Origin of the sequence: Runella sp. MFBS21 (genome assembly GCF_029433105.1) — a bacterium.
Lineage (GTDB): Bacteria > Bacteroidota > Bacteroidia > Cytophagales > Spirosomataceae > Runella.
In genome coordinates, this window is the sequence record NZ_JARNTW010000002.1 from 419,281 (window position 1) to 431,820 (window position 12,540).

The 12,540-nt window shown below is 44.2% G+C and carries 9 protein-coding genes; 1 reads left to right on the forward strand and 8 read right to left on the reverse strand.

The genetic code is table 11. From position 1 onward, the window contains the following. Positions 1-29: 29 nt before the first annotated feature. From P1X15_RS05985 to nhaD, 6 genes are all read right to left on the reverse strand, one after another. Positions 30-1,091 carry a polysaccharide deacetylase family protein gene (locus P1X15_RS05985; RefSeq protein WP_277337238.1) on the reverse strand — a complete coding sequence of 354 codons (1,062 nt, stop codon included), beginning with the start codon at positions 1,089-1,091 and terminating at the stop codon, positions 30-32. A gap of 17 nt (positions 1,092-1,108) precedes the next feature. Next, positions 1,109-3,493 carry a GH92 family glycosyl hydrolase gene (locus P1X15_RS05990; RefSeq protein ID WP_277337239.1) on the reverse strand — a complete coding sequence of 795 codons (2,385 nt, stop codon included), beginning with the start codon at positions 3,491-3,493 and terminating at the stop codon, positions 1,109-1,111. Between the two features lie 93 nt (positions 3,494-3,586). Further along, the gene (locus tag P1X15_RS05995; protein ID WP_277337240.1) at positions 3,587-5,512 is read right to left on the reverse strand and encodes a PfkB family carbohydrate kinase; all 1,926 of its coding nucleotides are present in this window, start codon (positions 5,510-5,512) and stop codon (positions 3,587-3,589) included. A gap of 160 nt (positions 5,513-5,672) precedes the next feature. After that, the gene (locus P1X15_RS06000) at positions 5,673-6,287 is read right to left on the reverse strand and encodes a hypothetical protein (protein ID WP_277337241.1); all 615 of its coding nucleotides are present in this window, start codon (positions 6,285-6,287) and stop codon (positions 5,673-5,675) included. Between the two features lie 172 nt (positions 6,288-6,459). Further along, complete coding sequence (locus P1X15_RS06005) at positions 6,460-7,986, reverse strand: aldehyde dehydrogenase family protein (protein ID WP_277337242.1); 1,527 nt, start codon at positions 7,984-7,986, stop codon at positions 6,460-6,462. A gap of 78 nt (positions 7,987-8,064) precedes the next feature. Next, entirely contained in the window at positions 8,065-9,324 is a 1,260-nt protein-coding gene (gene nhaD / locus P1X15_RS06010) for a sodium:proton antiporter NhaD (protein WP_277337243.1), read from the reverse strand. Positions 9,325-9,480: 156 nt separating this feature from the next. Between nhaD and P1X15_RS06015 the strand changes: the two genes are divergently transcribed. Beyond that, positions 9,481-10,416 carry a sodium:calcium antiporter gene (locus P1X15_RS06015; RefSeq protein WP_277337244.1) on the forward strand — a complete coding sequence of 312 codons (936 nt, stop codon included), beginning with the start codon at positions 9,481-9,483 and terminating at the stop codon, positions 10,414-10,416. A gap of 293 nt (positions 10,417-10,709) precedes the next feature. Here the strand turns inward: P1X15_RS06015 and P1X15_RS06020 are convergent, their stop codons facing one another. Together P1X15_RS06020 and P1X15_RS06025 are read right to left on the reverse strand one after the other, a co-directional pair. After that, positions 10,710-11,027 carry a hypothetical protein gene (locus P1X15_RS06020; RefSeq protein ID WP_277337245.1) on the reverse strand — a complete coding sequence of 106 codons (318 nt, stop codon included), beginning with the start codon at positions 11,025-11,027 and terminating at the stop codon, positions 10,710-10,712. A 123-nt stretch (positions 11,028-11,150) separates the two neighbouring features. Then, positions 11,151-12,539 (reverse strand): HAMP domain-containing sensor histidine kinase, encoded by a 1,389-nt coding sequence (locus P1X15_RS06025; protein ID WP_277337246.1) that lies wholly within the window; start codon positions 12,537-12,539, stop codon positions 11,151-11,153. Position 12,540: the final 1 nt, after the last annotated feature.

Sequence of the window (12,540 nt, forward strand, 5' to 3'; positions counted from 1 at the left end):
TTGTTAGGGTAATTGGGCATTTGCAATTTCTACTTCACTTTCTTGCGGCGTTCCATTACTTCGCGCCAAGTTGTGAGGATGATTCCTTTGGATTGAATGTGAGCTTTCAGTTCTGGACTCATCATCGAAAGCATATCGGCGTAGCGTGAGCCACCAGAAGAACTGATGTGCTTGAAAGCATCCGTAATGTCGCTACTATGAATGATAAACATTGCCAAGCCTGGCTGCATAGCATCTAGCGTTTCGATGAATTTTTGTGCTTTGTATTTGCCCCATTCGTCTGGAGTAGGATTAGAGGTTTCGGGTTTCCAATCACCGCTAATGGTGTGCAAATCATCTAATACGGGCAAGCCCAAACTCCAGATTTTGCGACCTACAGGACCCGTCATTTTGAGTAGTTCAGGGTCGGGGAGTTGCATACCTTCTTTCCATTTTCCTTCGGCTTTGAGCTTCTTAATAACAGGGTGAAGCTGACATTCGCGAAGGAGCTTATTGTTGCCGCCCGGAAACATCACCGGAATCCCGTACTCAGCCCCTACTTTGATATATCTTTCCAAAAAAGGTTGATGTGCAAAGAGTGTCCCCATGTGAGAATCGAGGTGAGTAGGTTTGAGCCCCATGCGAAGGGCACGCTCAACTTGTGCTCTGATTTCTTTTTCAACATCGTCGGCGGTACCATTCTTGACAACTTGGGCTACTTCGTGCCACATGTTGCCTTCTTTGTCGACCAAACTAGGTACATTCTGAAAGCCCGCCAGGGGTGTCCAGCGATAATCGCGCCATTCTGAGGTAAGCGTAAGGTGTACTCCTGCATCTAAATTAGGATTGCTCTTCAGAATATAATTCACAAAACTCGCCGACCAAGGACAAGGAAACATAATGCTACACGAAGTGGCTACGCCTTGTTCTACTGACTTGATAGTCCCTTGATTGGAAGAGTACGACATACCGGGGTCGTCTACGTGAAATATGACTACTTTCGCGCCTTTGGGCCAGCCGAGTTGTTCGGCATAAGTTTGCTGGGCATGGCTTACTAGTGGTGTGATAGCCATAGATGCAACTACCCATGTTTTGAGTGTTTTGTAAAACATAGTTGGATGAAGTGTTTTTAAAGTTTTGCGCTTTGAGAATAAGGAGCTGCACTTTTTTGAGTCCCCCATGATTGATTGGGTTTATCGCCCATTTCAAAAACCAATTCGCCTCCTTTCATGATTTCAGAATGGTCAATCCAAGTGCGGTCAAAAGGCTGACCATTGAGCGTAGCTGACTGAATGTAGCGATTTTGTGAAGAGGTGTTTTTTGCAATGATTTTAAACGTTTTATTTTCTTTAACCTTAAATTCTACCTCATCAAACAAGGGGCTTCCAATCGTATATTGGGTACTTCCAGGGGCAACAGGATAAATCCCCATGCTACTTAATATATACCACGACGAGAGTGAACCCATGTCTTCATTGCCACATAAGCCAGTGGGACCTGTACGATAAAAACGCTCCATGACCTCCCGCGCCCAATATTGGGTTTTCCAAGGTGCGGCGGCGTAATTGTAGAGGTATGCCACGTGATGTGAGGGTTGATTGCCGTGTACATATTGACCAATGGTACCCACTACACCTACGTACTTGGGTGGCGTAATGGACGCATCCATGCTAAAAAACGTATCAAGTTTTTGGGTAAAAGCTTGATTTCCACCGAGGAGTTGGATTAAGCCAGCGGGGTCATGCTGTACCGACCACAGATATTGCCAAGCATTGGACTCCGTATAGTGGCGGTTGGGTCGGCGTCCTACCAAGAGTGGGTCAAAGTATCGGTAATAATGATGGATTCCTACCGAATCAATGGCTTGTTGGTTGTTGCCAAGGGCTTCGAGCCAAGTTCCATTTTCGCGGCGAGGGCGCATAAAAGCCGTAGATGCATCAAACACGTTGCGGTAGTTTTGGGCACGTTTGTAAAAAAGAGCGGCGTCTTCTTTTTTGCCTAATGCCTCGGCCAACCTAGCGATGCACCAATCATCATAGGCAAGTTCCATGGTATTGGGTACCGACTCGGTGGTGCGGTCGCAAGGAGCATATCCCAGTCGAATATAATCCGCCAAACCTGCTCTACCCGCCGATGCCGGGATGCTATCGGGGGGAGATTCGAGGGCTTTGCGCCGCATGGCAGTATAAAGCGCTTCGATGTCCCAATCGCGGTAGCCTTTGAAATAGGCGTCAACAATGACCGGTATAAGGTGGTCGCCTACCATGCTTGGGCGGTAGGTATTACGGAAATGTTGGGCGGGAAGCCACCCAAATTCCTTGGCTTTGGCGTCGATAGATTTAATAAAATCATTGACGTGGTTGGGCGCAATGAGCGTCAGTAGAGGGTGTTGGCTACGGTATGTATCCCAGCACGAAAACGAAGGATAAAAGTCGTAGTTTTGAGCATTATGGATTTTTTTGTCCATACCCATGTATTGGCCGTCTACGTCCTGACTGATGTATTGAGCAAGCAAGCTGCGGTAAAGAGCAGTATAAAAAATCTGTTTTTGCGCTTCATTCTCGGTTTTAATACTTACTCGCCCGAGTTCGTCGTTCCATGTTTGGCGGGCTTCATTTTTTACTTTGTCAAAATCCCAATGAGGCACTTCCGCTTGGAGGTTTTTGCGAGCCCCTTCAACGCTCACGTGCGAAATCGCCACTTTTACCACCACTTGGTCATCTTTTTGGGTTTGATAACCCACAAAAAAACCAATGTTCAAGCCCTTTTCTTCGTTTTTGTAAGGCCAATATCCTTCGGCTGATTCGGGCGTTTTGTAGTCGTTGTCCCAAGTGCCGTAGTATTCAAAAGGACGATTGAATTTGGCCACAAAATAAATCGGTGTACCGTTGGCATCTTTATATCCTTCCAAAGTCGAATCATTAACCATTTTTACAAAGGATTCGCCGCTTTCGGCATTGCCACCAATTTCGTGGCCAATATCCACCAAAATAGTTGATTTACGAGAGGCAGGGAAAGTATAACGATGCACTCCCACGCGTTTAGTAGCACTCAGTTCGGCTTTGATATTGCCATCTTTAAGCAATACTGAATAATAACCCGGCGATGCAGTTTCGTCCTTTTTATCATAACGCGAACGATAACCTGACTCAGGGTCTTCTTTGCTTCCCGGTGAAGTTTGGACTTTATCGCCTACGGTAGGCATGACCAAGATATCTCCCCCCGTAGTCATACCTACTCCGCTAAAATGAGTATGACTAAATCCGATAATAGAACTATCGGAATAAACATACCCCGCCGCATAAGTCCACCCTTTTACATCATGGTCGGGACTGAGCTGTACCATGCCATAGGGAAGGGTCGCACCCGGAAAAGTATGACCAAAAAAGTCAGTACCATTGAAAGGGTCAACATAATCGACGGGGTCTTTACTACCTTTGTCTGACGAACAGGCTAGAAAAAAAGAGGCACAAATGCCAAAAGTGAGTAACTGTAGAAATGTATTTTTAAACATCGTAGGCAAATAAGAGACTGATTTTTGAAGAGAAGTTTTTGTGAAATCAGGTATAAAAAAAGGAACCCTCTCCTGGGCAAGGAGAGGGCAGGTTTAGACAGTTTCGGATACTTCTGCTTCTTTAAACAAAAGGCTAATGAGTTTTTGGTATTGTGAGAAATCGGGGATGATAAGTTGCGCGCCCGCTTTCACGAGGCGGGGGCGTTTGTCGAGGTTGTGACCATGCCGTTGCACTTCATTGCTCGTAATTCCTACCGAGATTCCTCCAAAGCGGCGTCCTTCGCGGATTTCGTCGGGACCATCTCCAAATACAGCTAGTTCATTGCCGTTGAGATTGTTGTCGCGGATGATACGTTCAATAATCATCTTTTTAGAAAACTTGGTGTATTCGCGTAAAGCACCATAAATACCGCCATCAAACAAATCAGCATAACCCAACACGGTAGCTTCGTTGCGAACATCATCTACGTCTGTGCCACTTGCCAGATACATCACCACACCTCTTGCTTGCAATTCTTTCAAGAAGGCTACCGCTCCTTTCATGGTATAATCTTCCCAGTCAAGCTCACCTGCTTGCAGTTTGGCGAGGCGTTTGTTGACCAACTCCATCAAGCCATCATTATAAATTTCTTTGTATTGGAACTTATCCAAAATCTTGTCTTCGGGGACATAACCTGCTTCGCGTACCATATTGACCAGCCCTTCCATTTGGTAAATGGTCTGAATACCAGTGGTTTTGTGGATGAACTCCTGTACTTGTCGCTTTACTTTATTGAAACCCGCTTGGTCGATAGTATCGTATGAATCTCCCAAAATCGCTTTCATCATCACAGGTTCCATGATTTCTTCCCAACCGTGGCGTAACGTGCTGATTGTACCATCGTGGTCAAAGACAGCATATTTGATGTGGCCGAGTTTGTCCAAAACCGCAGGGTCGCATAGCTCGGTTTCGGTGCCGGGCAAATACACCGCTTGGCGGGGATTTTCGGCCAAATCAGGTTGATAAACATAATTGGGGTCTTTGCTGATTGCCAAGATTTCTTCGGCATTGGCCGTACCCGTAATAAATAATTTTTGTACCGTAACCGCCGCCGCAAAATTGGCAAATTGTGCCGCTTCGGCAGGAGTTATCCCCGCCGCCAAACACAACGTAATGGCGCTAATGACGGTATCGCCCGCACCTACGGTATCGAGTTGGGAAGTGAGCTGCAAGCCCGGAAACTCGTGCGAACCTTCCTTGTCGAAGGCCGTAATGCCTCTTGCACCACAGGTCACAAATACTGGTTTTTGGGATTGTTGGAAAAGAGATTGACCATAATGGAGCACATCCGTTCTTGGAAGCATGGTACGAGGCTCTACTTGTACGCCGTTGAGATGAGCGGCTTCTGTATCGTTCACTTTACGATATACGTTAGAAAAACGGTCGTTGAAATGACGCGAGTCAACTAGAATGATTTTGTCAGTGTATTCACTGAAAAGGTCGTTGGCTTTTTCTATAAATGACTCGTTAGTGATACTTCCAAGTACTTGCTGATTGAAAATGAGGGCGTCGTAAGTTTGGAGAGCTTCTTCTAAGCCAGCGAGTATTTTATAATCCGTTTCTTCGGTGCGGCGGTTATAAACCCCAAAATCAATGCGAGGTTCTTCTACGCCTTCTACGTATCTTTTTAGATAAGAATAAGTTTGAAAATGCTCTTTTTGAATAATAAGAGAGCTTGTATCGGCACCCAGATGCTGGAGTTGAGCGGTGAGTTCGCGGCCATAAATATCATCGCCTACTACGCCAATTACCTTTAGTTGAGCGGGTGTCAAAGCAGCGAGATTGGCTACTACATTGGCAGCACCTCCGGGCGAATAGTAATGCTTTTCGACGGCCTCTGCTTGCAGACCCGTTTCGATTGAAACCTCCGATTTACGCGTATCCATGATCCAATACGCATCCAAACAGAAGTCGCCATAGACAGCTACTTTAACGGTTTTTATTTTTTCTAAAATAGAAGAGATTTGATGGGTGTCCATAAACTGTGAAATTGGAATATCTACCAAAAGATTGCTTTTAAATACATACTCCAATTGCACTATTCAAGGCTATTGTTTCATTCATTAAATTCGTAATGGCTTACTCTTCGGGTTTATTGGAAAGTTTATCAGTCTTATGCCTGGGCTTGGGAGTATTGGATTAAGAGCTAATAAGGTGTTGGAAGTCTTCTTTTTGGGTGAAATGTTGCAACAATAAAATCACACCTATCGCACTGGCAAAGGTGATTTTTTGCATGATAGGTAACCATGCAAAATCACCAGCACCATAGAGGTATAAAGTATAGTAAAAGATAAGAAGGCAAATGATACACAAGAACTTAAATAAATGAAGTCTTGATTTTAAGACAAAAACAGTAATGTAAAAAAAAGCTAGGAGAAACATGGTGCTTGCAATCGTAACCATGATGTCGTGCCAGGGTGTGGCGATTAAAAAAGTACAAATCGCACTACCTGCACCCCAATATTTAATGACGTTGGAGGCGCCCTTTCGAGGGATTTTCTTAGAAAAATCAATAAAAAATAAGGCTAAACTTAAAGAAAGAAAAATCATTCCGGCATTGGCCCAATTTCTTGAAGGATTGAGAGAACCATTCAAGGCAATGGGTGCAAATAGATTACTGATAAAGTTTTTAGTCCAATCGAAGCCCACCATATTTTTATCAGACCATGACCCTCCCGGATATAGACTCGTTGCTATCAGCAGCAAGATTCCTGAACAAATAACTCCGATGAGTACTGAATATTTTTTGAGCATCTGAGATAAAATTTGTAGGCTTTGCGTCAGAGACGTAGCGCCAGTTTGTCATCGAAATCATGTAGAGGAAAGCTATTTTTCGTCCCGACACAACATCGGGACGAAAACGGAATAAAGTCTCGGACTTTAATCAAAGCGGCAAAAAATCATAATGATTTATATCTCAATCTTTCTATATCTCAAATTTGATACCTTGTGCTAAGGGGAGGGTAGTGCCGTAGTTGATGGTGTTGGTTTGGCGGCGCATATAGGCCTTCCAAGCATCAGAGCCTGATTCTCGTCCGCCGCCCGTCTCTTTTTCACCACCAAAAGCACCGCCAATTTCGGCACCAGAAGTACCAATATTGACGTTGGCAATACCGCAATCTGAACCCGCTTGACTCAAAAATACCTCGGCTTCGCGGAGATTGAGCGTAAATATTGCCGACGAAAGTCCTTGAGGAACTCCGTTTTGCAAGGCAATGGCTTCGTCTAAAGTAGTATATTTGATAAGGTACAGAATAGGCGCAAAAGTCTCGTGTTGTACAATATGCCAGTGATTTTGGACCTCGGCAATACAGGGAGCCACATAACAACCCGACGCAAACGCCTCCCCGCTCAACACCGCCGGTGGTACTACAAAAGTACCTCCTTGAGCCTCAATAGCCTGCACGGCGGATTGGTAGTTCGCGACCGCGTCGGTGTCAATCAATGGGCCTACATGATAGTGAGCATCGAGAGGATTGCCAATGCGAAGTTGGGCGTAGGCTTTGGCCAATCGGGTTTTTACTTCTTCGTAAATAGTTTCGTGAACAATCAGGCGGCGGGTGCTTGTGCAGCGTTGTCCTGCCGTGCCTACTGCACCAAACACAATGGCTGGAATCGCCAGTGGCAAGTCGGCTTGTGACGAAACGATGATGGCGTTGTTGCCACCTAATTCTAGCAAACTACGCCCTAAACGACCACCCACGGCTTGGCCTACGGCTTTACCCATGCGAGTACTACCTGTAGCCGACACGAGCGGAATCCGCACATCGTGAGAGAGCCATTCGCCTACTTCGCGACCTCCTACCACCAAGCCTGATACACCTTCAGGTACGTTGTTGGTTTTCAATACTTCTTTAATGATATACTGACAAGCGATAGCAGTCAAGGGTGTTTTTTCGGAAGGCTTCCATACACATACATCACCACAAACCCACGCCAACATCGAATTCCATGACCACACAGCTACGGGAAAATTGAAGGCCGAAATGATACCCACAATGCCAAGCGGATGCCACTGCTCATACATGCGGTGGGAGGGGCGCTCGCTGTGCATACTAAGTCCATAAAGCTGACGCGACAACCCTACCGCAAAATCACATATATCAATAATTTCTTGGACTTCGCCTAAACCTTCTTGTAGACTTTTGCCCATTTCGTAGCTTACGAGGGTGCCGAGTTCGGTTTTGTATTGGCGAAACTGTTCCCCCATTTGCCGAACGATTTCGCCGCGTTTGGGAGCAGGCACAAGCCGCCAAGTTTTGAAGGCTTCTTGTGCCTGCCCTATGACCGTTTCATAATCTTCGCGCGAAGCAGCATTTACTTTTCCGATGAGATGTCCATCCACGGGGGAGAAAGAAGAGATTTCCTCTCCTTGTCCTTGCCAAGATGCTGCACCCGTGCTGATACCTTCGTTGAGGTGGGAGAGACCAAGTGATTTCAAGATTTGTTGCATAACTAGCTTTGCTGATGAAAATGATTTTTGGATGTTGACATAAGCAAAGTTACAATAAAAGCCCCTCCTTTGGGTATTTTACATCAGCAAAAATACCGCAGCACCTGCCACATAGCCTAGCAGCGCCAATAAACTGATGCGCTTGAGATACCAAAAAAAACTGATACGCTCCATCCCCATTACGGCTACACCCGCTGCCGAACCTATGATGAGCATACTTCCACCTGTACCAGCACAGTATGCCAAAAACTCCCAAATACGGTGGTCTTGAGGGTAAGTAGCCAAGTCATACATACCCATAGAAGCGGCTACCAGCGGTACATTGTCAATGACTGCCGATGCAATCCCAATGATAAACACAATAGCGTCAAGATTGCCAATTGTATCGTTCATCCAACCTGCCAATACACTTAGCGTGTGCGTCACTTCGAGTACACCAATAGCCAACAAAATCCCCATGAAAAACAAAATACTACTGGTGTCGATTTTGCTAAGAGCATGGGCAGCTGTGAAAGGTTTACGGTCTTCTTCATCTTTTTTGGAGTGCAATATTTCTGAAACGGCCCAGACGGTTCCGAGGGCGAGCAATATCCCCATGTAAGGAGGAAGGTGAGTGACAGTTTTGAAAATAGGGACAAATAGCAACATTCCCAAACCTACTCCAAACATGGTATTGCGTTCAAAATCTGATACTTCCTCCTGTTTTTTGGAAGCTCTAGGAGTAGCGATGTTTCCCTTCAGACGAAAAGACAAATAAATAAGGGGTACAATCAGTGCGACGAGGCTAGGAATAATCAATACTTTGATGACATTGGTGGCGGAGATTTGTCCACCAATCCAGAGCATGGTGGTTGTAACATCTCCTAGAGGTGACCAAGCGCCGCCGGCATTGGCCGCAATAATGACAATCCCCGCAAAAAAACGCCGCATATCATCGTCGCGAATGATTTTACGCAATAGTGATACCATCACAATCGCTGTGGTAAGATTGTCGAGAGCGGCAGAAAGAAAAAAAGTAAGAATACTAATAATCCATAGCAATGAGCGCGCGTCTTTGGTATGAATTCGATCCGTAATGACACTGAAACCTTGGTGGGCGTCGATAAGCTCCACGATAGTCATCGCTCCCAATAAAAAAAAGGCGATTTCGGCAATACCCGCTAAGTGGTGCGAAAGTTCTTCGGTAATGTGGTGGGTATCGGTGCTAGAAAATGCGTATAATGTCCAGCAGATGACTCCTGTAAGTAAGGCCGAAGCAGTTTTGTTTATGTGGATGTTGTGTTCAAGCGTAATGAGTATATAGCCAATCACAAAGACGGCAATAATGAAAGTAATCATAATTGAATAGTAAAGTTAACATACATACAAATTTCGGACTCAATCCTTAAAAAGTCGTTAAAAACTCGTTAATTCCATAAAAAACAACAATTTTGCATACTTGTTATTTCTTAAATAGACGGATTTAAGAAAGGTCTCTATCAAATTTTTGGGAAAATGATTTTGAATTGGATTTTAGTTTTTGTAGGAAGTTTAGCGGTTTTATTGGTGGCGGCTCAGTATTTTACCAATGCGGCCGAGGGCGCAGGGCAGCGGTTAAAACTGCCTTCTTTTGTCACAGGTATTTTCATCGTAGGAATCGGTACCTCTCTTCCCGAATTAGTGACAGCATTAGTGTCGGTTTCATCAGGTCATGCGGAGATTGTGGCCGGAAACCTAGTAGGCTCTAATATTTCCAATTTATTTTTGATAGTAGGAACTACCGCCCTGCTCAACCGCCGTACTATTGAATTGGGAAAGCGTTATCTCATGATTGACTTGCATTATTTGCTTGGGGCAGCTTTAGTATTTTATTTATTTTTTCAAGAAGGTGTACTTACATGGCGAGAAGGTGCATTTTTATTGGTGATATTTGTAGTATATAGTTTATATCTTCTCAAAGCGGGTAGCGAAGATGAACCCGAAGATGTGCCAGAGACGGTACCATCATGGGGTAAAATTTTGTTGATTTTAGGAGGGTCTGGGGTAGGTATCTATTTGGGCGCCGATTATACCGTTTTAAGCATTACCAAAATCGCCGAAATCCTCGAAATTCCGTCTTCTATTATTGCTCTTACTATTTTGTCATTGGGAACAACCCTTCCCGAATTGGCCGTCAATTATTTCTCTGTCAAAAAAGGGAAAGCTTCTTTAGCGATTGGCAATGTAATGGGCTCTTGTATTTTTAATTTACTTGTCATTCCGGGCGTAGCAAGTTGGGCTGGTAATCTCACCGCTAGTGGACAAGTGCTGTCACTGGCATTGCCGATGTTGGTAGTAGCTTCGGCCTTCTTTTATTTGTTGGCGCAAGACAAGCGTATCTCTGCTTGGGAAGGTGCTCTGTTTTTAATTTTGTACTTCATCTTTATGTTCAAAACAGCAGGGTTGATTTAATGAAGCTAGGCTTTTCAAAAAAGACACGAGCGAGAAAGACTTTCTCGCTCGTGTGATGGCAAACACTTAGGACGATCATTTAAAATAGACTCAACACAAAAATCTTCGGCAAACCTTAAAAACTCATTAAGGAACTATTAAAAGTTTGCTAAAACCAATAAAAAATTAGAATAAATATAGGCCAAACAGATTGTGGCTACAGATTGTGATAAAATAAGAATGACGAGCCTAGTATCTGGGCTCGTCATTGCTAGTCAACCAAATCGTATGTTACCTTCATTTTCCGCTTTTTCTCACAAATTATTTTTTAATACCAAATTATTCTTTTTCAGAATAAGTGATTGATTGGTCTTTCGAAGTTGGGCAATCGTGTCGCGCATCAAAAAAATAATTTTCTCTTGTGACAACTTTACCGCTTCGAGAGAGTCTTGCCTCAATATCGCACGGTTGGTTTGTTCTATCATGTCACGTTGGGCAACCCACTGATAGAGACAAGTGAATGTGAGGCACACCGTAATACCTAGTAAGCAATAAAAAGCAAGCTTTTTGTTGTGCTCGCGGGCGGGTCGGTGGTACACATTGCCATACTGGGGCAAAATTCTTGACTTCATTCAAACGACCATTTGTACCTAACTTTTTTTTAACCCTGTTTGACTTGCGGGTTAGATTTGATTGCAAAGAAACAGGTCAATCCTTAAAAACTTATGAATGAAATGTTAAAAACTCACTAAAAGTTAGGATAAATGCTCGGAAAAATGGTATGGAATCAAGAGCGAAAAGAAAGTGGTTTGGGAAGTGTCTTCTGAAGTGGCTTGGATGCTGCTTCCGTGAAGTTTGGCGATACGCTCCACCAACGACAACCCCACGCCATAGCCTTTGATGGTAGTGGTATTATCGCTGCGATAAAAAGGCTGAAATATATAAGGTAAGTCTTTGGGCGAAATCACGATGCCTGTATTGGTAAAACGAACCTCAATCAAGTTTTCTTTGGGAAATACATCTACTACTACTTGATGATTGGGCGAAAACTTGCAGCCATTTTCCATCAGATTGACAATGGCAGTTTTCATCAAATGATGATTGGCTTTCACGATGAGCTGATTGTCGTCTTCAATCGTACTCAAAAACTGTACTTGTACTTGATAGCTAGGCTCGGCTTTGAGGAGAAGCTCACGCGCATCCCAGACGATTTCGTCGATACGAACATCGGTATAAATTAAGGTGCGGTTTTGGTCATTGACTTTGGCAAGCTCTAGCAGCGTTTCGGAGAGTTGACCTAAATCACGGATATCTTCTCTGACTGATAGGAGTGTTTGCTGATATTCGGCTTCGCTCCGGTCTTTAAGAAGAGCTACATCGAGCTGCGCCCCCATACGCATGAGGGGATTTTTGAGCTCGTGCGATACATTCGAAATAAATAAATTTTGGAGTCTAAACACTTCACCGATGCGGTCGAGGAGGGTATTGAAGGTGCTAGTGAGTTGGCCTATTTCGTCGCGGGGATTTTGTACCGAAAGGCGTTGGTCAATCAGTTTAGGATAAATTTGATTGACTTGGCCGATGGCATTAGATATAGGTTTCATCGCTTGACCAGCAAAATACCACCCTGCCATGACAACAAGGCCGATTAATCCAAAATACATTCCTGTCAAGATTCGGAAAAGGCTATTGAGTTCTTCTTGGCCGAATTTGTCTTCGGCTCCAGCTACACATACCACTCTATTGAAGCGGTCGGTATATAAGATGCCAATTATTTTGGCGTTGTCTTCTGAAAACTGAACTTCTTTTTCGAGCCTAATTTCGTCAAGGATTTCGGGCGTAATATGATAATACAATGATTCATTGCTAGTATAAAGCTCATTGTTTGCATGGTCATAAATCGTCAGATTTTCATTGTGCAAAACGTCGTAATTGGTCTTGTCGATTTTGCGAAGTAGTTTTGAATCTACCCCTTCTACCTTTACCAGCAACTCACAGGTAGTGATGGCTTTGTGTCTGAGCCGTTTATAAAACTCCTGCTCCACATAATTGAGCCTCAGCAAATACACTGTTACGAAAGCCACGAGCATAATAGCTGAGACTAGTAGTGCAAATTGCAGAGTGAGTTTGGTACGTATTTGCATC